Source organism: Arthrobacter sp. PAMC25284 (genome assembly GCF_019443425.1).
Classification (GTDB): domain Bacteria; phylum Actinomycetota; class Actinomycetes; order Actinomycetales; family Micrococcaceae; genus Arthrobacter; species Arthrobacter oryzae_A.
The window spans coordinates 3,187,966-3,214,144 of the sequence record NZ_CP080382.1 but is presented as its reverse complement, the minus strand read 5'-3'; the positions used below and the strand labels follow the sequence as shown (position 1 = coordinate 3,214,144).

Annotated in this window: 22 protein-coding genes and 4 pseudogenes; 10 read left to right on the top strand and 16 right to left on the bottom strand. The window is 66.9% G+C overall.

The genetic code is table 11. The features are described from left to right. Positions 1-691: 691 nt before the first annotated feature. The 4 genes and pseudogenes from KY499_RS14875 to KY499_RS14860 form a co-directional block, all read right to left on the bottom strand. Positions 692-1,507 (bottom strand): MBL fold metallo-hydrolase, encoded by an 816-nt coding sequence (locus tag KY499_RS14875; protein WP_219885724.1) that lies wholly within the window; start codon positions 1,505-1,507, stop codon positions 692-694. Positions 1,508-1,627: 120 nt separating this feature from the next. Next, positions 1,628-2,776, bottom strand: coding sequence for an acyltransferase (locus tag KY499_RS14870; protein ID WP_219885723.1), 1,149 nt, complete (start codon positions 2,774-2,776; stop codon positions 1,628-1,630). A gap of 32 nt (positions 2,777-2,808) precedes the next feature. Continuing rightward, positions 2,809-4,029, bottom strand: a complete 1,221-nt coding sequence (locus tag KY499_RS14865) for an acyltransferase (protein WP_219885722.1) — start codon at positions 4,027-4,029, stop codon at positions 2,809-2,811. A gap of 59 nt (positions 4,030-4,088) precedes the next feature. Next, positions 4,089-4,706, bottom strand: a pseudogene (locus KY499_RS14860) (triose-phosphate isomerase); the annotation flags it as partial. An 83-nt stretch (positions 4,707-4,789) separates the two neighbouring features. Between KY499_RS14860 and KY499_RS14855 the strand changes: the two are divergent. After that, on the top strand, positions 4,790-5,035 hold the full coding sequence (locus KY499_RS14855) for a hypothetical protein (protein ID WP_183164622.1): 246 nt from the start codon (positions 4,790-4,792) through the stop codon (positions 5,033-5,035). A 10-nt stretch (positions 5,036-5,045) separates the two neighbouring features. Here the strand turns inward: KY499_RS14855 and KY499_RS14850 are convergent, their stop codons facing one another. The 7 genes from KY499_RS14850 to KY499_RS14820 all read right to left on the bottom strand — a co-directional run bounded on the left by KY499_RS14850 (position 5,046) and on the right by KY499_RS14820 (position 11,950). Next, a complete protein-coding gene (locus tag KY499_RS14850) occupies positions 5,046-5,966 on the bottom strand; it encodes a 2-hydroxyacid dehydrogenase (RefSeq protein WP_219885568.1) in 921 nt (306 codons plus the stop codon). A gap of 9 nt (positions 5,967-5,975) precedes the next feature. Then, on the bottom strand, positions 5,976-6,743 hold the full coding sequence (locus tag KY499_RS14845) for an SDR family NAD(P)-dependent oxidoreductase (RefSeq protein WP_219885721.1): 768 nt from the start codon (positions 6,741-6,743) through the stop codon (positions 5,976-5,978). A 34-nt stretch (positions 6,744-6,777) separates the two neighbouring features. After that, positions 6,778-7,788 carry a 3-hydroxyacyl-CoA dehydrogenase family protein gene (locus KY499_RS14840; RefSeq protein WP_219885720.1) on the bottom strand — a complete coding sequence of 337 codons (1,011 nt, stop codon included), beginning with the start codon at positions 7,786-7,788 and terminating at the stop codon, positions 6,778-6,780. A gap of 2 nt (positions 7,789-7,790) precedes the next feature. Continuing rightward, positions 7,791-8,273 carry a ribose-5-phosphate isomerase gene (locus KY499_RS14835; RefSeq protein ID WP_219885719.1) on the bottom strand — a complete coding sequence of 161 codons (483 nt, stop codon included), beginning with the start codon at positions 8,271-8,273 and terminating at the stop codon, positions 7,791-7,793. Then, positions 8,270-10,051 (bottom strand): dihydroxyacetone kinase family protein, encoded by a 1,782-nt coding sequence (locus KY499_RS14830; protein WP_258190809.1) that lies wholly within the window; start codon positions 10,049-10,051, stop codon positions 8,270-8,272. Before KY499_RS14830 ends, KY499_RS14835 begins: the two co-directional genes overlap by 4 nt. A gap of 50 nt (positions 10,052-10,101) precedes the next feature. Beyond that, entirely contained in the window at positions 10,102-11,106 is a 1,005-nt protein-coding gene (locus KY499_RS14825; protein ID WP_219885718.1) for a sugar phosphate isomerase/epimerase, read from the bottom strand. Positions 11,107-11,251: 145 nt separating this feature from the next. Then, on the bottom strand, positions 11,252-11,950 hold the full coding sequence (locus tag KY499_RS14820; protein ID WP_219885717.1) for a GntR family transcriptional regulator: 699 nt from the start codon (positions 11,948-11,950) through the stop codon (positions 11,252-11,254). 127 nt (positions 11,951-12,077) lie between these two features. Between KY499_RS14820 and KY499_RS14815 the strand changes: the two are divergent. Further along, positions 12,078-13,065: pseudogene (locus tag KY499_RS14815) on the top strand (aldo/keto reductase). Here KY499_RS14815 and KY499_RS14810 read toward each other — a convergent pair. Next, positions 13,050-14,090, bottom strand: coding sequence for a LacI family DNA-binding transcriptional regulator (locus tag KY499_RS14810; RefSeq protein WP_219885716.1), 1,041 nt, complete (start codon positions 14,088-14,090; stop codon positions 13,050-13,052). The pseudogene KY499_RS14815 and the gene KY499_RS14810 sit on opposite strands and share 16 nt — an antisense overlap. A gap of 303 nt (positions 14,091-14,393) precedes the next feature. Here KY499_RS14810 and KY499_RS14805 point away from each other — a divergent pair, with 303 nt between their 5' ends. From KY499_RS14805 to KY499_RS14775, 7 genes and pseudogenes are all read left to right on the top strand, one after another. After that, positions 14,394-15,713 (top strand): extracellular solute-binding protein, encoded by a 1,320-nt coding sequence (locus tag KY499_RS14805; protein ID WP_219885715.1) that lies wholly within the window; start codon positions 14,394-14,396, stop codon positions 15,711-15,713. Between the two features lie 7 nt (positions 15,714-15,720). Then, the gene (locus KY499_RS14800; RefSeq protein ID WP_219887035.1) at positions 15,721-16,620 is read left to right on the top strand and encodes a carbohydrate ABC transporter permease; all 900 of its coding nucleotides are present in this window, start codon (positions 15,721-15,723) and stop codon (positions 16,618-16,620) included. Then, positions 16,620-17,522 carry a carbohydrate ABC transporter permease gene (locus tag KY499_RS14795; protein ID WP_219885714.1) on the top strand — a complete coding sequence of 301 codons (903 nt, stop codon included), beginning with the start codon at positions 16,620-16,622 and terminating at the stop codon, positions 17,520-17,522. Before KY499_RS14800 ends, KY499_RS14795 begins: the two co-directional genes overlap by 1 nt. 27 nt (positions 17,523-17,549) lie before the next feature. Next, positions 17,550-18,729 (top strand): annotated as a pseudogene (locus tag KY499_RS14790) (Gfo/Idh/MocA family protein). Between the two features lie 52 nt (positions 18,730-18,781). Beyond that, positions 18,782-19,786: a sugar phosphate isomerase/epimerase gene (locus KY499_RS14785; protein WP_219885713.1), complete on the top strand. Its 1,005-nt coding sequence runs from the start codon at positions 18,782-18,784 to the stop codon at positions 19,784-19,786. A gap of 46 nt (positions 19,787-19,832) precedes the next feature. Then, positions 19,833-20,531 carry a ThuA domain-containing protein gene (locus KY499_RS14780; RefSeq protein ID WP_219885712.1) on the top strand — a complete coding sequence of 233 codons (699 nt, stop codon included), beginning with the start codon at positions 19,833-19,835 and terminating at the stop codon, positions 20,529-20,531. Further along, on the top strand, positions 20,516-21,655 hold the full coding sequence (locus KY499_RS14775; RefSeq protein ID WP_219885711.1) for a Gfo/Idh/MocA family protein: 1,140 nt from the start codon (positions 20,516-20,518) through the stop codon (positions 21,653-21,655). Before KY499_RS14780 ends, KY499_RS14775 begins: the two co-directional genes overlap by 16 nt. Before the next feature lie 32 nt (positions 21,656-21,687). Here the strand turns inward: KY499_RS14775 and KY499_RS14770 are convergent, their stop codons facing one another. Beyond that, entirely contained in the window at positions 21,688-22,386 is a 699-nt protein-coding gene (locus tag KY499_RS14770; RefSeq protein ID WP_123256937.1) for a YafY family protein, read from the bottom strand. A 102-nt stretch (positions 22,387-22,488) separates the two neighbouring features. On the opposite strand from KY499_RS14770, the pseudogene KY499_RS14765 reads away from it, so the two are divergent. Beyond that, positions 22,489-23,209: pseudogene (locus KY499_RS14765) on the top strand (alpha/beta fold hydrolase). Between the two features lie 62 nt (positions 23,210-23,271). On the opposite strand, the gene KY499_RS14760 reads toward KY499_RS14765, so the two are convergent. The 3 genes from KY499_RS14760 to KY499_RS14750 all read right to left on the bottom strand — a co-directional run bounded on the left by KY499_RS14760 (position 23,272) and on the right by KY499_RS14750 (position 26,162). Next, entirely contained in the window at positions 23,272-23,481 is a 210-nt protein-coding gene (locus KY499_RS14760) for a hypothetical protein (RefSeq protein ID WP_219885710.1), read from the bottom strand. Between the two features lie 109 nt (positions 23,482-23,590). Continuing rightward, a complete protein-coding gene (locus tag KY499_RS14755) occupies positions 23,591-24,670 on the bottom strand; it encodes a Gfo/Idh/MocA family protein (protein WP_219885709.1) in 1,080 nt (359 codons plus the stop codon). Continuing rightward, positions 24,657-26,162 carry a xylulokinase gene (locus KY499_RS14750; protein WP_219885708.1) on the bottom strand — a complete coding sequence of 502 codons (1,506 nt, stop codon included), beginning with the start codon at positions 26,160-26,162 and terminating at the stop codon, positions 24,657-24,659. The genes KY499_RS14755 and KY499_RS14750 overlap by 14 nt, the downstream gene beginning before the upstream one ends. Positions 26,163-26,179 lie beyond the last annotated feature (17 nt).

Here is a 26,179-nt window from a genome sequence, read left to right as displayed (position 1 = left end):
GCCGCGGAGGCCCCCGACGGGCCGGGGCTTCTGCTCGCGGACGAACAGGCCCGGGGAACTGATGAAGTCGGGCACAGGACCGTCGGACAGGGCTGCTGAGCGGCCGGCGGATCGGGTTGAGCGCGCGGGGCGGGCAGGCACGGCGGGAGCTGCTTCCGGCGCCTCGGGCACGGTGAGCTCCGAAGCTGCGGCAGCGACCGACGCCGCGTCGGCCCGGGTCACGGGCTCCGTATCGACGCCGGCAGCTTGCGGGGCGCTGGGAGCATCCGCGGCGGCTGCGGCTTCGGCCCAGGAGCTGCTGCGGACGGTGCGGGGCGAAGGGCTGGACTTGCCGGCACTCTTGCCGGAGCCTTTCCCTGCGCTCTTGCCGGCTCCCTTAACTCCCGGGACGATCACCGGAAGGGTCCCGGTCGCAGGGTCCGTGCCGTCGCGGCGGCGGTCGCGCCGGCGCTGGAGTTCCGGCTGCTCTGTCTCCGCCGCGGCGTTGGCTGAAGTGTCCACCGACTCAGGCATAGTTGCTCCCCTAGAACTCGCAGCGATTCCGCTGCGCTTCTCGTTTGATTTGGTCCAAACTGCAAGTCTAGGCGCTTACACCACGCCTGATCGACAGGCGGTGCGCCGTCGCGCAGAACAGCATCGCAGACCCGCTCCGTATCCGAAGGCGCCCGCGGCCGCGGAACACGGCCACGGACTAGTGGTGAGGCCGGGTGTCCTGCAGACGCTTGATGAACCAGCGCGACTGTTCCGGGCCGTAGGGCAGGATCGGGATTGCCTTGGTGGCATCGCCAGGCGTGTCACGGATCGATTGGGTGGCCTGCCGGACCGCGGTGCCCATGGTGTCGGCCATCGTCCGGACAAACTTGTCTCCCACCGGCTCGCCGTGCCCGGGAATCAGGAATTCGTACCGGTGCCGCAGGGCCGACAGGTGCCGGAGGGCGTCCGCCCAATCTTCCGGGTAGGAGTCCTCAAACGACGGGTGCGCTCCTTGTTCCACGAGATCGCCGGCGAAGAGCGTGGTGGCAGAGCCGACCAGCAGGTCGCCGTCGGTGTGCCCGTGTCCAAGGTAGAACAGTGTGACCCGCTGGCCCCCCAGATCCACGAGGACCGGCTGGTCCTTCACGATCGCGTTCGGGACCACGAGCTCCGCCTCCGGGCCTTCGCCAGCGGCCATTTCGGGTTCGTCTCCGGCGACGGCACGGCGCTGCCGGTCACCGTTTTCTTCGATACCCGCTGCGCAGTTGGCGTGCGCCCAAAACTCTGTGACGCCGTCGTCGGCGAACACGGCATTGCCGAAAAAGTGGTCATAGTGCGCATGCGTGTTAACGACGACGAGCGGCAGTTGGGTCTTCTCCCTCACTGCGGCCAGGATCTCGCGTCCCTGCCGGGGGCCGCCGCCGGTGTCGATCACCATCGCGCGTTCAGAGCCCACCACCAGACCGGTGTTCAGCAGTGAACCTTGTGTTGTCAGGACGTAGTTGTCCGGTCCGACCTCGAGCCATCGTGACATTAGATCTCCGTGTTCCGGCATTGGCGTTACGGTGTTCAGTCCTCGATTGTACCCATCGAAGCTGGACGCGCCCGGGGGTGTGGCCCCGGGCCGGCATCCCGGCCAGCCGCACGAACGTGGCTAGGCTGCTTTCCGGGCAGGCTGCGGCACGATTCTCAGGACGGTTGCGCGCGTCCAGATCCGGGCCGGCGTTTCGAACCAGCGGAACACCGCGATGCTCACGCCGGCGGTGCCGGCCATCAGCAACCATCCCACGGCTTCCGGGGGGTACGCGATGCTGTAGAGGTTCATCAGCGGGGTGTGGATCATGTAGAGCGCGAAGCTCGCCTCGCCGAGGAGAACGAGAGGCGCCGATGCGAGAAAGCTGCGGCGGCCCCTCGGCGGAACGGCCAGGCTGAAGATAAGCAGGGCAAAGAGCGGACTCATCAGAAGGTAGGCAGGCTGCGCCGGCCGGAAGAATGCCAGCAGGACAAGAGGAATGAGGGCCCCCGCGAGCAGCAGGCTGCGCCGGGATCCGGGGGAGGCCCATTCCCGGCCACCGCGGAGGAAGACCACAGCCGTCGCTATACCGAGGACGAATTCGAAGAGGTGCATCAGCGGGAACTGGTACGCCAGAAAGCCGACCTGTTCAGCCGGCGCGAAGGACCGCGCCGTCAGGATCGCCAGCATCTGAAAGGCCCAACCTCCGATCAGGACGTATGCGATCCGGACGAACCGCAGGTTGCGCAGCTTCACAATCAGGAGCGGGAACAGGGCATAGAAGAATATCTCGCAAGCGATGCCCCACGCCGGGCCGTTCCACGGCTGATTCAACGAGCCCACAGGAAACCACGCGGTTGTCATGGTCACTTGAGCCAGGAAACTGCTGGGAAGGGCGAATGGGCTGGCGCCCTCCAGCGAATACCATTCCACCAGCCGGCCGCTCCCAGGGTGCGTGAGCGCATACACAACGCCGACTGCACCGAGTCCGAGCGCGAGCAGGGTGACGGGGTAAACCCGGGCGAGCCTGCTGGCATAGAACTTTGTCCGGTCTTCGGAACCGGAGAGGCCCATGTAGTTGTACGTCAGGATGAACCCTGACAGGACGAAGAAAAGGGCAACCGCCGTGCGGCCCCGGTCGAGGAACTCGACGGCCTCTGCTGGGACTGAAATCAGCCCGCTGTAATCGAAGTGCGAAACCAGGACAGCCAGGGCCGCCAGAAACCGCAACCCGGTCAGCGCCGGGAGCGTTGTATTGCAGGGCCGCCGCGCCGCCGCGAGTTCCCGCATGTTCCCCCCTGCGACCGGATGTCTGCGTCATCCTACGCGACGGCCGCTATCCGGGCCGGTTGGCACCGGCCTAGCGCACCGCCGGCCTGTCTGCTTTTCCCTCGGAGGAGATCAGCTGCGACGGGGCGTGCGTCAAGTGGAGCTGCCGCATCGGGCCCACAGGCCGCGGACGGCGGCCCCCGGAGCCGCTTCTCGAGCGGCTTTTCAATCCAGGTGTAGGCCGCCGCTGAAATGGCAACAGCCAGCAGCACAAACAAGCACCCCTCCAACAGCTGAAAAGCTACCGGCCTGGCCTTGGAGCCGGGGTCCAGATGCTCTACCAGCAACAGGAGCAGCCAGTGCGTGATGTAGAGGGCGAACGACCATTCGCCCAGCCGGACCGCCCACGGGTGCGCGAGGAACCCCTCCCTGCCGGTGAGGGACGCCGTGGCTGCCGACGCGATCACCGCCAGAATGAACGGCAGCATGATGGCATCTTCCAGTCCATTGCCCAGCGCAAACCCCTGGCGGTTGCTGCCCATCAGGACGGTATAGATGACGCCGGCCGAGACCGCCGCAGCGGGCAACGTGAACGGGCTGCGCCACCCGGACTTGATCAGGAGCGCCAGGAGGCACCCGGCAACGAACTCCAGGATGCGGAACGGCGGGAAGATGTACAGCCAGAATTGGGCGCCGTCTCCGGGCGTCAGCGCCATTGTCACTGTGCCCGCGATGACCAGCGACAAGCCGACAGTGGCGGCCAGCATCTTCCACAGCCCCGGCCGGCCCATCCGGACCAGGCGCGCCGCGAAGAAGGGAAATGCCGCGTAGAACAGCGCTTCGCAGGAGAGCGACCAGCTGGGGGCGTTCAGGGCGAAGTAGACCTTGCTGTCCGGAATCCAGGCCTGCAGCAGGGCGGCGCCGGCAAGGAACTGCCGGGCGTCAAAGCCCTTCCCCACGAACAGGAAAACTCCGACCCCCAGCACCAGGGCAATCAAGTGCAGGGGATAGACGCGGGCGAACCTTCGGCGGTAGAAGGCACGCTTCGTATCGTCCTCGCGAAGCGACCAGGTCAGGACGAAGCCGGACAACGCGAAGAAGAAGCTCACCCCCACGGTCCCGAGCCAGACTACGTCTGAGAGTCCCGGAACCTTCACGAGGTCCCGGAAGGTGTGGTGCATAACGACCAGCAGTGCGGCGAAGAACCGCAGACTTGTCAGCGAATGAAGTTTTTCTGCCTGCGCGCCAACAACAGAGCGCTCCCCAAATTGCATAACGAAAGCATAACGGAGAGCGTCGGCCGCGCACATCCCGAGTTGTTCGTTCCGCCCCGTCAACGCGCAGGGACTGGCCCGGCGCGCAGGCTCAGGGCGAGTGCCTCGTCCAGGACTTTGCCGAAATTCGCGGGATCGTGCGCAAAGCGGCCCAGGAAGAGGCCGGAGACACCGTCGAGCGTTGGCAGCAGCCTGGGCTTGGCCGAGCCGCCGTAGATAACAGGCAACGCCCGCACCCCGGTTGCGCCAAGCCGTCCCCGAAGCCGGCGGACGACGTCGGACACATACCAGGCAGCGGCGGGTTCCGCAGCGCCGATGGCCCAGACGGGTTCGTAGGCGACCATGAGTCGGGCGGCCAGGGTCCAGTCACCGGAAACTGCTGTCTCAATCTGGCCGAACACAAAGTCCGCGGCGTCAGCGGTCGTGCCGGCGCCAAGCTCTCCCACGCAGAGCAGCAGCGGGAGCCCGGCAGCATCGGCAGCCCTGACCTTGCGGGCAATCATGGCGTCGTCTTCGCCGAGGTGGTTCCGGCGTTCTGCATGGCCGATTTCGACGAGGCCGACACCGAGTTCCGAAAGCATGGACGGGGCGGTTTCCCCTGTCCAGGGGCCATCCGCCCAGCCGCAGTTCTGGGCACCGAGCAGCAGCCTCGAACCTGCCAACAGTCCGGAGGCCGCACCCCCACACGGCCGTCGGCCCTGCCGCCGCCCTCCGGAAAATCATTGCAGAGAACCCCGGGCACCGGATCGGCGTCGCTATCATGGACACCGCCGGCGGAATGCTGCAGACCTACGGCGACAACGTCTCCTCCCTGGGCATCGGCTACGACCCGGAAGAGAACCTCCTGACCCCTCAGGACATGGCGCTCGTGCTGCTGGAATCCGGCGGCCGCAGCTACGCCGTCGTGATCTACACCTGGGGTCCCGACGACGCCGACAGCGACGCCCGCATCGACCTCATCCACCAGCTCACCCAGGAAATCACCGGGGCATTGTTCGGGCTCTGACTTCGGCGCCTCAGCCGTTCAGCACCACATTCACCGGCGGCTCCCCCGCCAGCATGAGCTCAATCTGCCGCTGGAGCAGCCGTCCCATCCGCGGCCGCATCGCCGAACTGGCCCCGCCCACGTGCGGGCTGATGATCACGCCGGGGGTCCGCCACAGCGGGTGATCCTCCGGCAGGGGCTCGGGATCGGTGACGTCAAGGGCGGCACGGATCCGTCCGGAGGCGGTGTGCCGGACCAGGGCATCCGTGTCCGCCACCGGCCCCCGGGAAACGTTCACGATCAGGGCACCGTCCGGCATGGCCGCGAGGAAGGCGTCATCAATCAGGTGCCGGGTGGCATCGCTCAGCGGAACCCCCACCACCACGATGTCGTGCTCCGGCAGCAGCGCGTGCAGCCCGGCAATGCCGTGGATGTGGCCCCGCCCGTCCGTCCGTTCCCGGCTCGCCACCCGGGTCACACTGGCTTCGAAGGGCAGCAGCCGGTCCTCGATCGCCTTGCCCACGCCGCCGTAGCCGACGATCAGGACGCGGCGGTCGGCCAGGCTGGCGGTGGGCCGGGCATCCCACCGGCCCTCCTGCTGGTTCTGCAGCACGCGGGGGAATTCGCGCTGGCTGGCGAGGATCAAGGCAAGAGCCAGTTCCGCCGTCGAGGTTTCATGGACCCCGGCGGCGTTGGCGAGGACCCGGCCGGCCGGGAGGAAGTCCACGGCCCCGTCGTAACCAATCGACTGGCTCTGCACCAGCGCCGTTTCCACAGCCTCCAGACTCCGCAGGGGCTGCGGACCGCCCATGTAGGGAGGCACCGCAATGTCGATCCGGGACTGCGGCGGCTCACCGGCGAAGTCCCATTCGAGAACGGTGACGTCCGGGTGCGGCTGGAGGAACTCGCGCAGCGACGCATCCGGCAGGCTGACAGTGATCTTCCGGTTCATGGTGCTTCCCTAGTGCATGTAGAGTCCGCCATCCACATTCAGCGTCTGGCCGGAGATGTAGCCGGCGTCCTCGCTGATGAGGAAGGCGATGGCGGCCGCGATGTCCCGGGTGGAGCCCACCCGGTTCACGACGAGGTCCTTGGTGAGGTCATCCTTGCGTTCCTGGCTGAGGGTGCCGCCCATGATGTCGGTGTCGATGGGGCCCGGGGAGATGGCATTGACGGTGATGTCGTATTCGCCGAGTTCGCGGGCGGTGGATCGGGTCAGCCCGATCACCCCGGCCTTGGCCACGGAGTACGGCGTCTTGGAGTAGGTGCCGCCGCCGCGCTGGGCGGAGACTGAGGAGATGTTGACGATCCGGCCGATCCGGTTCTTGACCATGGACTCGGCGACCCGGCGGGTGGCGTAGTGGACGCCGTTGAGGTTGATGTTCAGGACCCGGTCCCATTCCGCCGCGTCGAGTTCCAGGTACGGGACCGGGGAGCTGACGCCGGCGACGTTGGCCAGGGCGAGGATCTGCGGCAGTTCGGCTTCGATCGCGTCGATTGCGGCGCGGACGGATGCTTCGTCGGCGACGTTGGCGCCGGCGCCGGACGCTTTGACGCCGTGCTCGGCGGCGAGTTCCTTGGCCGCCGCCTTGCAGAGGGCGTCGTCAAGATCAATGATGCCGATGTTCCAGCCCTGCGCGGCCAGGTAGTTGGCGGTGGCGCGGCCGATGCCGCGCTCGGACACGGCGCCGGTGATGATCGCGGTGCGTTCTGCGGGGAAAATGCTCATGGCGAAGCTCCTGAAAGTCTAAAAGGTGAAGGAATCAGCTGATCGGGGCGGGGCCAAGCTCGTCGATGAGCTTCTGCATGGCCACGTATGCCTTGTTCCGGTAGGCGATGAGCTCGGGCGTCCGCTCTGCAGGGACGTTGAGGAAGCCGGCGCCGGTCTTGGTGCCCAGCTTCCCGGCGTCGACGAGGTCGCTGAGGATTTTCGGGGTCGCGAAGCGCTCCGGGAATTCGGTCTGCAGCGACTTGTAGCAGAAGTTGTAGACGTCCAGCCCGGCCATGTCGGCGATGGCGAACGGGCCAAAGAACGGCAGCCGGAAGCCGAAGGTGGTGCGGACCAGCGTGTCGATGTCCTCCGCGGTCGCGATCTCCTGCTCCACCAGCTGGGCGGCCTCGTGGAACAGCGCGTACTGGAGGCGGTTGAGCACGAATCCGGTGACGTCCTTAACAACCGCGGTCTGCTTGCCGGCGGCGTGGACCAGTTCGCGGACAGCGCCGACGGTGGCCACCGAGGTGCCGGCGTGAGGGATGATTTCCACGCCGGGGATGAACGGGGACGGGTTGGAGAAGTGCACACCGAGGAAACGCTCCGGGTGGGCGACGGGCTCGGACAGGTCCGCGATGGAGATCGTGGAGGTGTTGGACCCGATGATGGCGTCCGGACTGGCCGCGGCGCTGATGCGGGCCAGTGTCTGGTGCTTGATCGCGATGAGCTCGGGGACTGCTTCCTCAATGAAGTCGGCGTCCGCCACGGCTTCCTCAATGTCCTTGGCGGCCCAGAGGTTCTTCTTCAGGATTTCGGTGGAGCCTTCGGGGAAGAGCCCGGCCGCGACGAATTCGTCCGATTCGGCCAGCAAGCGGTCGTAGTTCTTCTGTGCCACCTCGGCGGAGACATCGGCCAGGGCAACCCGTGCCCCGCCGAGCGCCAGGACCTGGGCGATCCCGCCGCCCATGTAGCCGGAGCCGACGACGGCGATCTTCCGGGCGGCGTTGACGGCGCCTGCGGCGTCGATTGAGGGTGCAGCCGCGCTGCTTGCGTTTTCGGTCATGGTCAGACTGCCTTTGTGTATTCGGGCTCGTAGGAGCAGATGGCGTCCACCTTGGCGGCGGAGGAGGAGTTTTCATCGAAGCGGTGGGCCAGCCATTCGCCCACGAGCTTCTTGGCGAGCTCGAGGCCGATCACGCGCTGCCCGAGGGTGAGCACCTGGGCGTTGTTGCTGAGGACCGATCGTTCCACGGAGTAGGTGTCGTGGGCGGTGACGGCACGGATCCCGGGGACCTTGTTGGCAGCGATGGCCACGCCGAGTCCCGTGCCGCAGATCAGCAGCGCCCGGTCGGCTTCGCCGCCGGCGACTTTCCGGGCGGCGTCGACGGCCACGTGCGGGTAGTCGGTGGAGTCGTCGGCGCCGACCCCCACGTCCTGGACGGAGGCCACGCGGGGATCCGCCTCCAGCAGCGTCTTCAGCGCGTTCTTGTATTCGACGCCGGCCTCGTCGTTGCCGATGACGACGCGCCAGCCTGTTGCTGTGCTCATGCCTTTGCTCCTTGCTGTGCCAGTCCGGGGTGGGCGGACGGGAGGTCGATGTGTGTGGTGCCTGCGTCGGAATCGAGGTGGGCTGAAACCCGCGCCGCGATGAGCGCGAAGGAGACCGCTCCGGGGTCCGGGTGCCCCAGGCTCTTCTCGGCGAGCGGCCGGGCGCGGCCCTTCAGCGGCCGGAGTCCGGCCGTCTGCTCGGCCGCTGCCATGGCGGCATCCGCGGCTGCGGCGAGTGCAGCGCCCACCGGGGCGCCGCCGTCGAACGCGGTGAGGAAGGTGTCCCGGAACGGCAGCAGCGCATCCACCATGGTCTTGTCCCCCGGTTCGGCCTTGCCGAGTTCGGTGATGGCGTTTACGAAGGCGGTGACTGCGGCGGCCGCGTCCTCGCCCGAATAACTGTCCCGGTTTCCCAGGGCGAGTCCGGCGGCGATCACTGCGGAGCCCCAGAGCGCCCCGGAGGTGCCCCCTGCGCGTTCGCTCCAGGCCTCCCCCGCAGCGGTCAGGACCCGTGCCGCCGAGGCGCCGCCGTCGCCGGCCGCCGCCTGCCCTGCCGCGACCGCCGCGTCCACACCGCGCCGCATCCCGATGCCGTGGTCCCCGTCGCCGGCAATGGCGTCCAGGCGTCCGAGTTCCTCCTCATGCTCAACGACGACGTCCCGCACCTGTCCGAGCACGCTGACAGCCTGCCGTCCGAGGTCGGCCGCGGCCGCGGTGGGGTGTTCGACGTCGGCCGCAACGTCGGCGGCCGGCCCGGCCAGCTCGCGCCGGGCGCCGGGTGCCAGGTTGCCCTTGCGGAACGCCGGGGTGTCGGCCGGGGCCGCCCAGTACTGTTCGAGTTCGTCATCGAGCCAGAGCAGGGTCAGGGAGAGTCCGGACATGTCCAGGCTGGTGACCAGCTCCCCGCATTCCGGTTCCACAACGGTGAGTCCGGCCGCGACGAGGAGCTTTTCGATCTTGCCGAAGAGCAGGAACAGTTCGTCGTACTTGACCGTACCGAGTCCGTTGAGGATCGCCACAACGCGCCGGCCGGCGTCGTCGGGTTTGTCCGCGAGCAGCCTGGAGACCAGGATTTCGGCGAGCTCAGAGGCGGTCGGCATCGGGTGTTCGGAGATGCCCGGTTCGCCGTGGATGCCCAGGCCCAGGGACATCTGACCGGCGGGGACGTGGAAGAGTGGTTCGCTGGCGCCGGGGAGGGTGCAGCCGTCGAAAGCGACACCGAGGGAACGGGTGCGGTAGTTGGCCCTGATGGCCAGCCGTTCGACGTCGTCCAGGATCAATCCGGCCTCGGCGGCGGCGCCGGCGATCTTGAAGACCGTCAGGTCCCCGGCGATGCCGCGGCGCTTGTCGATCTCCCCGAGAGGTGCGCTGGCGATGTCGTCGGTGACGAGGACGGTGCGGGTCTCGATGCCTTCGGCGTTGAGCCGGAGCTGCGCCTGGCCGAAGTGGAGGACGTCGCCGGCGTAGTTGCCGTAGCTGAGCAGGACGCCGCCGCCGGCGTTGGCGGCCTTGGCCACCCGGTAGACCTGTCCTGCGGCGGGGGATGCGAACATGTTTCCGCACGCTGAGGCGGTAGCCAGGCCGGGCCCGACGAGGCCGGCGAAGGCCGGGTAGTGGCCGGAGCCGCCGCCCACTACCAGGGCCACCTGCCCGGCGGGGACCTCGGTGGAGCGGACGACGCCGCCGTCCACCCGCGCGACGTAGCCGCGGTTGGCGGCGACAAAGCCGTCCAGTGCCTCATCCGCGAAGTCGGCGGGGTTGTCGAAGATCTGGGTCATGGTTCCTCTTTGAATCCGTGGTGGAAGTGGATCTGTCCTGAAGAAAAGGCTCAGACGGTGGCGAGTTCCGTGGCCACCGGCTGCTGCCGGCCCTGGGCCACCTGGCTCCGGCCGAGGGCGTACCCGTCGGTCTTGGGCAGGATGTGGCGGCGCAGGTAGTCCTGGTTGGCGGCCGTTACTGTGAGGCCGTCTCCGCCGTAGTGCTCGGTGCAGAGGATGCCCTGGAACCCGACGGAGATCGCCAGCTTGAAGGCCTCGCGGTAGTTGATGAGGCCGCTGTCCATTGGCGCGGGCATTGCGACGTACATGTCCCGTGCCACGTCCTCGTCGCGGATGTAGTTCTTCATGTGCCAGTAATTCGAGTACGGCAGGGTTTTGGCGACCATCTCGCGCCAGTCCTCGATCGGCCGGTGCATCCGGATCAGGTTTCCGAGGTCCGGGTTCAGGCCGACGTTGTCCAGGCCGATGTCCTGGACCAGCTGGACGGATGAATCCGCGGTGCCGAGGTAGGTGTCCTCGTACATTTCCAGGGAAAGCAGGACGCCGACGTCGGCGGCGTGCCGGCCGAGTTCGCGGAGCCGGGTCACGGCGTTGGCCCAGGTTTCCTTATCCCCCACGGGGTCCTGGTGTCCTTCGACGGTCCAGAACCAGAGTTGTTTCTGCTGCTCGGCGGTGAGCGCCTGGTGCAGGCCGAAGGAGACCAGCTCGCAGCCGAGTTCCGCGGCAGCGTCGATGGTGCGGTGGCTGTAGGCCAGGTTGGCTTCCCAGTTGCCGGCCTCGATGACGCTGCGGCGGATGGCGGAGATGACGGGGATGCCGATGCCGACGGTCTTGGCGGTCTGCTGGAACTCTGCAATGCGGGCAGGGCTCAGGTCGCCGGGGCGGACCCAGCTGTCGGTGAGGTCGGCGTGGGCGAAGCCGGCGTCCTTGACCTCCTGTAGGACCTCGGCCCAGGCCGCGGCGGGGGCATCGTTGATGTGCAGCCCGGCGGCGTTGACGCCCGGGAACTGCAGCAGCGCTGCGGTGATGGGCCAGTTCTCGGCTGTGTAAGCCATGGGTCACTCCTTCGTGGAATCCTGTTTCCTATAGGATTTACTATCGAAAGAACGTTGTCAAGATCACATCCGGCTTGGCGGAGGCAATCGAAGATCCTATAGGGAGGGTGGCAGAGGGCCTCGGGGCCCGGTCTGCGGAGCTGATTTAGCCGGCGGGAGCGTCCGCGATTGCCCGGCCGCGCACCTGCTGGACGTGCTCGGCCATGGCCTGCGCCGCCTGCTCCGGATCGCCTGTGGCGAAGGCGTCCAGGACGGCCTGGTGCTCGGCGATGGCGTGCTCGGCGTCGGTGATCCCCACTCCCCCGAAGAGGCGGAAGCGCTGGACTTGCCCGCCGAGGGCCTCGTAGGCGGCTGCCATGAACTGGTTGCCGGTTTGTTCCGCGATGAGCCGGTGGAACCTTTCATCGGCTTCCAGGTAGTCGCGGTATTCGGCAAACGAGGGACCCCGCGGCGCCGTCCTGAGGTCGGCGACGGCCCGCTCCAGCTCGGAAAGGTCCTCCGGTGTCTGTCGGTCGCAGGCCAGGCGGGCATTAACTGGCTCGATTGCGAGCCGCGCCTCCATGAGTTCGGCGAAGTCTTCCCGGGTGAACACCGGTGCCACCCGGTAGCCCTTGAGCGCCACGCGGCGCACCATGCCGGTGTGTTCAAGCCGGGCCAGCGCCTCCCGCACCGGGGTGGGGGAAACGTCGAGTTCCCGCGCGGTTCCGTCAATACTCACCACGGCCCCCGGCTCCAGCCGGCCGTCCATCAGCGACGCCAGAAGCTCTTCATACACGTGGTCCGCGAGGACCTGGCGGCTGACGGTACGGCCTGCGGGGCGGCCGCCCGGGGAAGCTGGTTGCATGAACAGAATCCTATAGGACCACTCCCCCGGTGCGGGCCGCCGGTCCGTCCCGCCGCCGTCGTTCGTAGGACTTACCGACCCCCCTTCCGGGCGCCGGGCCCCTCCGGACTGCACTTATAGTCGGAGGATGGAGCAACGAATATTAGGCAAGACAGGGCGTTCGGTCTCTGTGGTGGGTCTCGGTACGTGGCAGCTGGGGGCCGACTGGGGCAGTGTGGACCAGGCCGAGGCCAGCCGGATCCTGGCAGCCGCGGTGGACGCAGGCGTGACGTTTTTTGATACCGCGGACGTCTACGGCGACGGCCGCAGCGAGCAGACCATCGGGGCCCTACCTCGCCGCCAACCCCGGCCTGGACATCACAGTGGCCACCAAGATGGGCCGGCGCGTGGAACAGCAGCCGGAGAACTACACACTGGCCAATTTCCGCCAGTGGGTGGACCGTTCGCGGCGGAATCTGCAGACCGATTGCCTGGACCTGGTGCAGCTGCACTGCCCGCCGACCCCCGTCTACAGCCGCCCGGAAGTCTACGATGCGCTGGACACTCTGGTCAGCGAAGGCGCCATCAGGAACTACGGCGTCAGTGTTGAACGGACGGATGAGGCGCTGAAGGCCATCAGCCATGAGGGCACGGCCACCGTGCAGATCATCCTGAACGCCTTCCGCCTCAAGCCGCTGGAGGAGGTTCTCCCGGCCGCGCAGGCCGCCGGCGTCGGGATCATCGCCCGGGTCCCGCTGGCTTCCGGGCTGCTGTCCGGAAAATACTCCCGGGAGACCTCCTTTGCCGCGGACGACCACCGCAATTACAACCGCAACGGTGCCGCCTTCGACGTCGGCGAGACCTTCTCCGGCGTCGACTTCGAACAGGGACTGCAGGCCGTCGCGGAGTTCGGGAACCTCGTCCCGGCCGGGGCCACCACAGCCCAGGCCGCCATCGCCTGGATCGCTGCGCAGGACGGGGTCAGCTCTGTCATCCCCGGGGCCAGGAACCAGGAACAGGCCCGGTCCAACGCCGCCGCAGCCGCGGTGGTGCCGTCAGTCGGCCGGGACTTCAGCAACGGCGTCCGGGACATCTATGACCGGTACTTCCGCGAGGCCGTTCACCCGCGCTGGTAATCCCGGGGCGGAGCGGTGGATTCCCGGACGACCAGGCGCGTGACGAGCTCCACCCTCCGGGAATCCAGCACCTCCCCGCGCATCTGGCGCAGGATGAATCGAAGCGCGGCCCGGCCCATCTCCTGCAGCGGCTGGGTCACGGAAGTGAGGGCGGGTACTGACTCCTCGGCCTGGTACGTGCCGTCGAATCCCACCAAACTCATGTCCTCAGGAACCCGGATTTTCTGCCGGCGCGCCTCGGCGAGTACGCCCAGGGCGATGCTGTCGCTTGCCGCAAAGATGGCTGTCGGCCGCTGCTCGAGCTGGAGCAGGGCCTTCATGCCGTTGGCACCGTGCTCGGACCGGAACTGGCCGGAGATGATGTACCGGTCTTCGACCGGTACTCCTTCCGCCCTCAGTGCGGCCATATATCCGTGCAGCCGGGCCTCATTGCATTCGGCGGCATCTGGCCCGCCAATGTAGGCGATCCTCCGGTGGCCCAGCTCCAGCAGGTGTGAGGTGGCGTCTTTGCCACCGGCCCAGTTGGTGGTGCCGACGCTGACCACATCCCCCGGCGGCGGATTGAGCGGGTCGATGACCACCACGGGAATCCCCCGGCGATGGAAGGCATCCAGATGGGCCGCGCCGAACGCCGACGTCACCACGATCATCCCGCAGCGTCCTTCGTCGATAATCCGCTGCGCGCGCTGCTCCGCCGTCAGGGTCGAGGCGCCCTGCTTGCCCGTGACGTTGAGCAGCACCTCAATGTCGGATTCAGCCGCATACTCCAGGACGCCATTGAGCACCTCAACTGCATAGGCCGAGTTCAGCGAGTCGAAGACGATTTCCACGGCCTGCCGGCCGGAGACGTTCCTGCGTTGCTGCAGCGGCGACTTGTATCCGGTCCGCGCAAGCACGGTCAGCACCTTCGCCCTGGTGTCAGCGGAGACGTCGTCGCGCCCGTTGATGACCTTTGAAACTGTCGGCGCAGAAACGCCGGCCTCGCGGGCTACGGCGGCCAGCGTCAGCTTTTCCTGATGTTCCACGGCGATACTCGTCTCCTCAAGTTTTCGAAATATTTCGCTGAAATCAGCTTGCGTTGCTTTTGGCCCAACGTCAACCCTCGGACCGCGTAATTGTGAGCCCTCTCACTAAAAAGGCTTGACGCTCGTCCGCTGCGCGGCTAACTTTGTCTAAACGGATCGCAAGTTTTAGCGAAATATTTCGAAAACTTCGGTTCGACTAGTTTGACCGACCACTTCCCCGGCAGTGCTGCCTGTTCCAAAGGCCGGACTTCCGAACACACAACGGGCCACCAGCGTCGAGCCCTAAGGATGAATGGAATGCAAATGACTAATCGTAAACTGCGCTCAGCCGCGATGGCCCTCTCCGCCGCGGCGCTGTCGCTCTCCCTCGCCGCCTGCGGCTCCAGCGGCCCCGCAGGAACGGCGGCCAGCGCGGACTCGGCCACCATGTGGGGCCTCACCGGCGGCAACCAGCCCGTACTGCAGCAGTCGGTGGAGGCCTGGAACACGGCGCACTCCGACCAGACAATAAAACTCGACTTCTTCGCGAACGATGCCTACAAGACCAAGGTCCGCACCGCCGTCGGCGCCGGCCAGGGCCCCACGTTCATCTACGGGTGGGGCGGCGGGGTCCTGAAGTCCTACGTGGACGCCGGCCAGGTAACCGACCTGACGGACTTCCTCAAGGAAAACCCCGACGTCGCGGACCGCTACCTGCCGTCCATCCTGGAAAACGGCAAGATCGACGGCAAGATGTACGCGGTGCCCAACAACAACGTCCAGCCCGTCGTCCTGTACTTCAACAAGGAGGTCTTCGAAAAGATCGGCGCTCAGCCCCCCAAGACGTGGGACGAGCTGATGGCTCTGGTGCCCAAGTTCAAAGAAGCCGGCGTGGCACCGTTCTCCCTCGGCGGGCAGTCCAAGTGGCCGGACCTGATGTGGCTGGAGTACCTCGTTGACCGGATCGGCGGCCCGGAGGTCTTTGCCAACATCGCCGCGGACAAGCCGGGCGCCTGGTCTGACCCGGCCGTGAAGGAGGCTCTCACCAAAATCCAGGAACTGGTGGACGCGGGCGGATTCATCAGCGGATTCTCCTCCATCGCCGCCGACAGCAACGCCGACCAGGCCCTGCTGTACACCGGGAAGGCCGCTATGGTCCTGCAGGGCGGATGGATCTACCAGGGCATGAAGAAGGACGCTGCGGAGTTCGTCTCCAGCGGCAAGCTCGGCTTCACCACGTTCCCGACCGTCGCCGGCGGCAAGGGCGACCCCGCGAACGTGGTGGGCAACCCCTCCAACTTCTGGTCCATCTCGTCCAAGGCCTCCGACAGCCAGAAGAAAGCCGCCCTCGAGTACATCAAGGACGGGATGTTCACCGAGGCCGACACCCAGGCCCTGATCGACTCCGGAGCCGTCCCCGTGACCACCGGCATCGAAAGCAAACTGGCTGCCTCCCCGGACAAGGACTTCCTGACCTTCGTCTACAGCATGGCCAAGGACGCTCCGGACTTCACGATGTCCTGGGACCAGGCGCTGAGCCCCGCCCAGGGCGACGCAATGCTCTCCAACCTGGACCAGATCTTCCTGCAGAAGATCAGCCCCGAGCAGTTCATCGACACCATGAACGCCACGATCGGAAAATAGCCAGTGTCTGCCTCAACCGGAACGTCCCGACGGGTCCTTGAAACGGGCCCCGTCGGGGTGGCTGGCCGTACCAGCCCTCGTCTTCTTCCTCGCCTTCGCGATCATTCCCTTGTTCGGCGTCCTCTTCCTCAGCTTCACGAAATGGAACGGGCTGGGCGAGATCCAGCTTGAAGGGTTCTCCAGCTGGATCTCGGCGCTGACGGACCCGATCACCGCCAACGCCCTCGTGGTGACGGCGAAGATCATGTTCTTCTCCTTCATCGTCCAGGCGCCAATCAGCCTGCTGCTGGGCGTCTTCACCTCCACCGGCCACAAATACCGGGCGGCCCTGGCGGTCCTGTACTTCGTGCCGCTGCTGCTGTCCTCCGCGGCGGTCGCGATCGCCTTCAAGGCCCTGCTGGACCCGAACTTCGGCCTGGGCGCGGGGCTGGGCCTGCCCTTCCTCACTCAGGACTGGCTCGGCAACTCGGACCTCGTGCTCTTCGTGGTGGTTTTTGTGATCGCGTGGCAGTTCGTCCCGTTCCACACCCTCATCTACCAGGGCGGCGTCCGCCAGATTCCCACGTCACTGTATGAGGCGGCACAGATCGACGGCGCCGGGCGCATGCAGCAGTTCTTCAGCATCACCCTGCCGCAGCTGAAGTACACGATCATCACCTCCTCCACCCTCATGGTGGTCGGCTCGCTCGCCTACTTCGACCTCATCTTCGTCCTGACCGGCGGAGGGCCGGGGTACGCCACGCGCCTGCTGCCCCTGCACATGTACCTGACCGGTTTCAAGGCCAATGACATGGGCGCAGCCAGCGCCCTTGGCGTCATCCTCGTGGTGATCGGCCTTGCCCTGGCCCTGATCCTGCAGCGCATCGGCGGCAAGAACCGCAACGACAGCCAATTGGAAGGTGCCTGATGGCTTCCACAACCCAGCTTCCCGCCCCGCCTACAACCCCCACGCACGACGGCGGAACGCCCCGCCGGCGGGCGAAGGGCCCGGGACGCAGCCGGCCGAACCTTCTGGGCGGGGCGGCCGGATGGGCCTGGCTCGCCGTCATCATCGTGCCGATCTACTACGTCGTGGTGACGAGCCTGAAGAACCAGGCGGGCTTTTTCACCTCGAACCCGATGCTGCCGCCCACCGAGCCGACCCTGGACAACTACAAGCTCGTCCTGGAAAACGACTTCGTCAAGTACTTCACGAACTCCCTGATCGTCACGATCGGCAGCGTAATCCCGGCCCTCCTGGTGTCCTTTATGGCCGCCTACGCCATCGTGCGCGGCAAGTCCCGGTTCCTGAGCTGGACCAACAGCCTCTTCCTCCTCGGCCTGGCGGTTCCGCTGCACGCAACGATCATCCCGATCTACTGGATGATCACTCAGGCCCGCCTGTATGACACCCTGCTGGCGCTCATCCTGCCCTCGATCGCCTTCGCCATCCCGATTTCGGTCCTTATCCTCTCCAACTTCATGCGTGACGTGCCCAACGAGCTGTTCGAGTCCATGCGCCTGGACGGGTGCTCCGACTGGGCCATGATGTGGCGCCTGGCGCTGCCGATGACCCGTCCGGCCGTGGTGACCGTCGGGATCTACAACGCCTTGGGTGTCTGGAACGGCTTCCTGTTCCCGCTCATCCTGACCCAAAGCCCCTCCACCCGGGTGCTGCCGCTGTCCCTATGGACCTTCCAGGGCGAATTCAGCGTCAACATCCCGGCCGTCCTGGCCTCCGTGGTGCTCGCCACCCTGCCCCTGCTGGTGCTCTACGTGGTGGCCCGCCGCCAACTGATCAGCGGACTCACCGCCGGGTTCAGCAAGTAACCGGCCCACGCCCCGAAAGGAACCATCATGACCACCGCCCAGCCCCTACGGGTCGGGATGGTCGGCTACGCCTTCATGGGCGCCGCCCACTCCCACGCCTGGCGGACCGCGCCCCGGTTCTTTGACCTGCCGCTGGAACCCCAGCTCACCGCCGTCGCCGGCCGCAATGAGGACGGCGTCCGGGCGGCAGCGGCCAAGCTCGGCTGGGACTCCACGGAGACGGACTGGCGGCGGCTGATCGAACGCGAGGACATCGACCTGATCGACATCTGCACCCCGGGTGATACCCACGCGGAGATCGCGATTGCGGCCCTTGAGGCCGGCAAGCACGTCCTGTGCGAAAAGCCGCTCGCCAATTCGGTCGCCGAGGCTGAGCGCATGGCAACAGCCGCCGACGCTGCCGCCACGCGCGGCGTGTTCGCCATGTGCGGCTTCAGCTACCGCCGCACTCCGGCGCTGGCACTGGCCCGGCGCTTCGTGGAACAGGGACGGCTGGGAACAGTCCGGCACGTCCGGGCCCAGTACCTGCAGGACTGGCTGAGCGACGAGAACGCGCCCATGACCTGGCGGCTGGACAAGGCCAAGTCCGGGTCCGGGTCCCTGGGGGACCTCGGGGCGCACATCATCGATGCCACCCAATGGATCACCGGCCAAAAAATCACCGGCGTCTCGGCCCTCCTGGAAACGTTCGTCGACCAGCGCCCGCTCGCCGGTGACATGGTGGGCCCTGGGCGGACACGGCGACGCCGGCGCCGACACTCCGCGCGGGGCAGTCACCGTGGACGACGCCGCGATTTTCACGGCACGGTTCGACGGCGGTCCGATCGGCGTTTTTGAGGCCACGCGCTACGCGCTGGGCCGCAAGAATGCCATGCGGATCGAGATCAACGGCACCAAGGGATCGCTGGCCTTCGACTTCGAGGAAATGAACGTCCTGTCCTTTTACGACGCCGCCGAATCCCCCGATGCCGGCTTCCGCCGGATCTTCGTCACCGAACCCGAGCACCCCTACGCCGGCAACTGGTGGCCCACCGGCCACGGTCTCGGCTACGAGCACGGTTTCACCCACCAGGTTGTGGACCTGGTGAACGCTGTCGCTGAACAGCGCCAGCCGGAACCGTCGTTCGCCGATGCCCTCCAGGTCCAGCGCGTGCTGGCCGCCGTGGAAACCAGCGCCGCGAACTCCAGCCATTGGCAATCCGTCTGAGCACCATGCCGGAACCGACCACAGACTTGAACCCGAAAACGAGGGACGCCCCATGACACGACCCATCACCCTGTTCACCGGCCAGTGGGCTGACCTGCCCTTCGAGGAGGTGGCGCGGCTCGCCGGCGAGTGGGGCTTCGAAGGCCTGGAAATCGCCTGCTGGGGCGACCACCTTGACCCCCGGCGCGCCGTCGAAGACGACCTTTACCTCCAGGGCCGGCTGGACATCCTGGAAAAGAACAACCTCAAGGTCTTCGCCATCGCCAACCACCTCGCCGGCCAGGCCGTCTGTGACGACCCCATCGACGAGCGCCACCGGGACATCCTCCCGGACAGCGTCTGGGGCGACGGCGATCCGGAGGGCGTCCGCACACGGGCCGCCGAGGCCATGAAGGACACGGCCCGGGCCGCGGCCCGGCTGGGTGCCAAGACGGTCACCGGGTTCACTGGATCCTCCATCTGGAAGACAGTGGCCATGTTCCCGCCGGCCTCCGCAGCCATGATCGAACGCGGCTACCAGGATTTCGCGGACCGCTGGAACCCCATCATGGACGTCTTCGACGACGCCGGAGTCCGCTTCGCCCTGGAGGTCCACCCCTCCGAAATCGCCTACGACTACTGGACCGCCAAGCGCACCCTGGAGGCAATCGGCCCCCGGGAAAACTTCGGCCTGAACTTCGATCCCTCACACTTCATCTGGCAGGACCTGGACCCGGTCATGTTCCTGCAGGACTTCGCCGAGAAGATCTTCCACGTACATGTCAAGGAATCCATCCGGCAGCTCGATGGCCGCAACGGCCGGCTGGGATCGCACCTGCCGTGGGCGGATCCGCGCCGGGGCTGGGACTTCGTCACGGCCGGTCACGGCGACGTGAAGTGGGAACCCATCTTCCGGACCCTGAACGCGATCGGCTACCGCGGACCCACCAGCATCGAATGGGAAGACGCGGGCATGGACCGGATGATCGGAGCGCCCCAGGCCCTGGCCATGGTCCAGGAACTCGCCCGCATCGCCCCTCCCGTCGCCGCCTTCGACTCTGCCTTCGCGAGCCGCTGACCACCACTTCCGGTCTCCGGACCGCAATCCAAACAAAGGAAATGCCATGACAGAGAACAAGACCGCACTCGTGGTCCGGGGCGGGTGGGACGGCCACCAGCCCCTGGAGGCCACGGAACTGTTCATCCCGTTCCTCAAGGACAACGGCTACGACGTCCGGGTCGAGGAATCCACCAAAATCTATGCCGACGCCGAGTACATGGCCGGCGTGGACCTCATCATGCAGTGCATGACCATGACCACCATCGAAAAAGACGAATTCGAAGGCCTGCGCACGGCCGTTGAGAACGGCACCGGCATGGCCGGCTGGCACGGCGGGATCGCCGATTCCTACCGGAACACCTCGGACTACCTCCACTTGATCGGCGGCCAGTTCGCCTGCCACCCCGGCAAGCACCCCGACGAACTCACGGGAGAGCAGCCGGACAATTACGTTCCCTACACGGTCAACATGCTCCCGGCCGCGGCAGACCACCCGATCACCCAGGGCATCGGCGACTTCGACCTGGTCACCGAACAGTACTGGGTCCTGACCGACGACTACATCGACGTCCTGGCCACCACCACGCAGAAGGTCCGCGAATGGGACCCCTGGAACCGTGAAGTGACCTCGCCCGCCATTTGGACCCGGCAGTGGGGCCAGGGCCGCATTTTTGTCGCCACTCCCGGCCACAACATCGAAATCCTCCAGGACAGCAACGTCCGCACCATCATCGAAAGGGGCCTGCTGTGGGCAAGCCGTTAAATGTAGGAATCATCGGCTGCGGCGCAATCATCGCCCAGTACCTGGCCAACATCCCCCGCCTCGAGGCACTCAAACTGGTGGCCGTCGCGGACCTTGATCCGGCCCGCGCCCAGGCCGTGGCCGACGGCTACGACGGCGTCCGGGCCGTCTCCGTCGAGGACCTGCTGGCCGCCGAGGACGTGGACCTGGTCCTGAACCTGACCATTCCGGCCGCGCACGCCGACGTCGCCCTCAAAGCGATTGCCGCCGGCAAGAGCGTGTACGGCGAAAAGCCGCTGGCGGCCACGACGGCCGAAGCACGCCAGGTCCTGGACGCGGCACGCGAGGCCGGGGTCGCCGTCGGCTGCGCCCCGGACACCGTCCTGGGGACCGGGGTGCAGACGGCCCGCAAAGCCATCGACGATGGCCTGATCGGGGCCCCGATCTCGGCCACGGCCACCATGGTCACCCCCGGCCACGAACGCTGGCACCCCAACCCGGACTTCTACTACCAGCCCGGCGGCGGCCCGCTGCTGGATATGGGCCCCTACTACGTCAGCGCCCTCGTCAACATGCTGGGTCCGGTGGTATCGGTCATCGGCGCCGCCAGCCACACCCGGACCGAGCGCACCATCGGCACGGGCCCGCGCGAAGGCGAGGTGATTCCGGTCGCCACCGACTCGCACGTGACCGGGATCCTGGTCCACGCCTCCGGGGCACTCTCCACCCTGGTCATGAGCTTCGACGCAGTGAACACCAAATCCTCGAACATCGAGATCCACGGCGAGCTCGGCTCCCTGGTGGTTCCGGACCCCAACTACTTCGAAGGCGCCGTGGAACTCTTCACCCTGGGCGCCGACGCGTGGGAGACCCTGCCGGTCTCGGCCGGGTATGTGGACTCGGGCCGCGGCTTCGGCATCGCGGACCTGGCCGCGACCCCTGCCGGATCAGAACCGCGGGCCGGCGGGCAGCTGGCCTACCACGCGCTCGAGGTCATGGAATCCGTGCTGGAATCAGCCCGCAGCGGAGCGGCCGTGCAGATCCAAAGCACCGCGGCCCGGCCGGCCCTGGTAGAACTGACCGTTTTGGCAGGCTCCGCGGAGGAGACCCCCGCGGACGGGCAGGTGCAGGAGATCGTCGCCTAGCAAGGGCCTGACCGGAGGGTCGAGTCAGTGGCTCATTCGCCACGACCGTGTACCGGTCTGGCGTTCGCCGGTGGTTCTCCGACCTCGTGGATGGTATGGCCGCTGCAGACCGCCTTGGTTATGGTGGCCTGCTCGATGCGCGACACAGTGAACCACCGCATTGCGTCGCGCATCCGGCACCATCCGATGAGGTACCACTGGCCGTTGGCGGACGCGAACAGCACGGGCTCAACGTCACGGGTGGTCGTAGACTCGTCCCCCGATGTGTAGCGGATACGGATCACCCGCTGCTCGGCCATCGCCTCTTCCAGTGCCGACTTAGTCGCGCGTGAAGACGAGGGAAGCGCGTTGACCCACACACGGCGGGCCAGCTCGTCAGCTCTTGCCCGGGTTCCGGGGTCGAGGACGTCCAGGATCTTCCGGATACCGGCTGCTGCCAGATCAGCGTAGGGGGCATCAGCCGCGGCGGACACAGCGGCCATGAGCGCCACAGCCTGTGCCGGAGACAGACTGACCGGTGGCAGGGACGCGCCGACAGCAAATCCGTAGCCACCGCCCGGACCTGGACGCGACCAGAGCGGTGCGCCGCTGTTCTCCAGAGCATCGAGGTCCCTCTTGATGGTGCGCACGGACACCTCGAACTCTTCCGCCAACCGTTCGGCGGAGACCCCCCGCGTGCCGCTGCGGCGCAACGTCTCTGATAGAGCATGGAGCCGTTCTGCCCGCTTCACTGCTCAGACCGCTTCATTACTTAGACCGAGGGGAATTCATGACATAAATAGTGACATACCGTTGTCCGGAGGGCCTGCGAGAGTTGTGCCATTACAACCGCTATGACCAGCCCCACCATCATTCTCATCGCCGGCCACTGGCTGGGTGCCTGGGCGTGGGATGAAGTTCTTGAACACCTGAAAACCGACCAACCTCGTGCCATTGCGATGACGCTGCCCGGTCTCGACGCGCAGGACCCTGAGCGTGCGACTAAAACCCTCGACGCCCAGGCTGAAGCAATCCTGGGCGTCATTGCTGAACACGGTAATCAGCCTGCAGTTCTCGTCGCCCATAGTGGGGCTAACGCTCCCGTCAGCCTCGTGATAGACCGGCACCCTGAGCTTGTCCACCGGGTGGTGTGGGTCGATTCCGGCCCTGTGGCGACGGGAAGTGTCTTCGCCCCAGACCTCCCGGCGGAGTTGGAGGAGCTTCCGCTGCCGCCTTTCGAGGTCCTCGGACAGCAGGCGAGCCTCGAAGGGCCTGAGCGCAGAGGTCCTCGAGCAGTTTCGGGCCAGGGCCGTCCCGGAGCCCGGCCCCGTACTTCGCCAGCCCGTCGAGCTCACCAACGAAGCCCGCCGCAAGGTCCGGACCACCCTGGTCTGCTGCTCAATCCCTAGTGCGCAGGTGCTGGAGCTGGCCCAAACCGGTCATCCAATGTTCACCGAAGTCGCGAACCTTGAACACCTCGACGTCATTGACCTGCCGACGGGCCATTGGCCTATGTGGAGCAGTCCCCGCGATCTCGCCCAGGTCATCCAGTCAGAGGCTTCGCGAACCAACTGAACACCTCATGCGGCAGCCAGCCGCCTGGCAACGCCTCGCCGGAGGCGCGGAGTGTGGTGGGGTCAGTGGACGAGTTCGCGCGTGATCCCGAAGGGAACCTGATCGGATAGCTCGGCCATGTAGCGGCCGGCCTCGTGACAAGTGATGAGTATTCCGCGTGTCCGTGTCTGCAAGGCGGCTTCCTGCAGGTCCCGCACGGCTTGCTCGAGTTCATCGTCGAGAGTCTGGCGGGTGGTGACACGGATTTCGATGCGGTCAGGGAGTGTGGTCATTGGCTGTCTTTCTTGTGTGAGATTCAGGGGCCGTGACGGCGGGCGCCAGAGTGGCAGTGCTTGTCCGTGACCGTCAGCACCAGGGCACTAGCCCCGGCCCCGAACGGTCTTAGTCCGCCGGGTACCGGATGCCGGCTTGGCTGCGCACCTCGTCCAGGAGGGACATGATGGTCAGCGTGTCCGCCAGCGGCATCGTCGGGCTCTCGGTCATGCCCTGCTGGATGCACCGGGTCACTTCGCGCAATTGGTACGTGTAGCCGCGGCCGGCAAGAAGGAACTTCTCCACGCGGGTCTCGCCCGGACCCGTCGTGATGGTCAGTTCCGTCGGATTGAACAGCGGCGCGTTGCATTTGAGCGTCCCCTTGGTCCCTGACAGCGTGGCTGTCTGTGTGGATACCGTGGTCAGGGACGTCATCAGCTGCACCTGCGCCCCGGAGTCGTAGACGAGGGACATGGCGGTCTCAGTGTCCACCCCGGAGCTGTTCAGGTGGGACGTGGCCGTCAGCGACCGGGGCTGGCCCAGCGCAATCTGTGCCCAGGTCAGCAGGTAGACACCGAGGTCCAGGAGGGCACCTCCGCCGTCCTCCAGCTTCCACAGCCGGGCTTCCGGGTCAAAGGGCGCCGGGAAGCCAAGGTCGGCCTGGATCCAGCGCACCTCCCCCAGTTCGCCCGACGCGATGATCCCGGCTACCCGCTGGATGCTGGGCAGGAACCGGGACCAGACCGCTTCCATGAAGAACACGTTCTGCTCCCGGGCCACGCTGACGAGGTGCTCCGCTTGCCGCGCGTTCAGGGTCAGCGGTTTCTCGCACAGGACGTGTTTGCCGGCGCCCAGGGCCTCCAGCCCCACCTGGTAGTGGTTGGCATGCGGCGTCGCAATGTACACGACGTCGACGGCGGGGTCCGCCAGCAGTCGCTGGTAGCCGGACAGGCCGCCGTCGGCCTTGTCGCCGTAAGCACTAGCGAAGCCGTGCTCCGCGGCGAAGGCGTCGGCGCCGGCCTGCGTCCGCGAGCTCACGGCCTGCAGAACCGCGTCGGAGAGCAGGGCCAGGTCGCTGACCACAATGGACGCGATCCGTCCGGTGGCGATGACGCCCCAGCGCAACGCACGGCCCGTGGCCGGCAGCGGGTCATCGAGACCTGCTGCCAGCAACGGTGTCCGGACAAGCTGCGGTTCAGTTACCGGCATCACTGTGGCTGGCCGCCCTTTTGTAGTTCGTGCTGATGAGTGCCTGGAAGTCCGGCTCGGGCGTCGCGTCCAGCGCCACGTCCCAGCCGGGACGGGTGCCGGTGAGCGCCCAGGCCGCTTGCACGGCCGCTCCCCGGGCAACGTACTCCCCCGGGGTGGGGATGACCACCGGCAGGTCGAAGACCTGCGCGGCGATCCGCTGCACCGCCGGGTTCTGCACGGCGCCGCCGATCAGCAGCAGCCGCCGGGCCGGGTAGCCCAGCTCCTGCAGCGCGTCCAGGCCTCCGGACAGCCCGCACAGCATGCCTTCGATCGCGGCGCGCGCCAGGTTTGGCCGGGTGGTGGACTCGATGCTCAGGCCGTGGAAGCTTGCCTTGGCGTGCGGCAGGTTGGGGGTCCGTTCGCCCTCGAAATACGGGATCAGGACTACACCGCCGGCGCCTGGTTCGGCATCGAGGGCCAGACGTGCCAGTTCCGTGAAGTCCACGTCCAGCATCCCGGCAATGGAGCTCAGGACCCGGGCGGCGTTCAGGGTCACCGCGATCGGCAGGTACGCTCCGCCGGCGTCGGCGAATCCCGCCACAGTGCCGGTGGTGTCCGAATGCAGTTCAGCGGCGACGGCGAAAACCGTCCCGCTGGTCCCGACCGAGACCACCACGTCACCTGGCCCGGCGCCGAGCCCGAGCGCGGCACCGGCGTTGTCACCGGCGCCGGGGCCAAGCAGGATGCCGTTGTCTCCGGCTCCGTGCACCAGGGTGCCGCTGTCGGCACCGAAGCAATCCGGGTGGACCCGTCCGGCGGAATCCCCCGGGGCCACAACCCGCGGCAGGATGACCGCATCGCCACGCTCCCCCGCTGCCCCGGCCTCCCGGGCATCGCGCCCGAACGCCAGCTTGAACAGGTCCAGGTCGTAGCTGCCGGAGAAAGGGCTCCAGTAGCCGGTGCCGCTGGCATCGGAGCGGTCCGTGGTCAGCTGTTCCAGGTCCGGGCCCAGTGGGCTGGACCCGGCGGGGCCGTAGCCGCGTAGGCGCCAGGTGAGCCAGTCGTGCGGCAACGCCACGGCGGCAACCCGGGCGGCGGCTTCCGGTTCGTGGTCGCGCACCCACCGGACCTTAGTGACGGTGAAGGACGCCACCGGGACCAGTCCGGTCCGCCGGGAGAAGTCCTCGGCGCCGACTTCGGCGGTGAGGTTCGCGGCGGATCCGGCCGAGCGGGTGTCGTTCCAGAGCAGTGCGGGCCGCACCACGTTGCCCTCGGCGTCGAGCAGCACCATACCGTGCTGCTGTCCTCCGACGGAGAGCGCGCTGACGCCGCCCAGCCCGCCGGCGTCGTTGATGGCCTCGGACAGGGCCTGCCACCAGTGGTCGGGGTGGACCTCGGTGCCGTCCGGGTGCCCGGCACGGCCCTCGCGGACCAGGGCCCCGCTGCCGGCATCCAGGACGACGATCTTGCAGCTTTGCGTGGACGAGTCCACCCCGGCAACCAGTGTCATGGGAACAGCCGTCACCG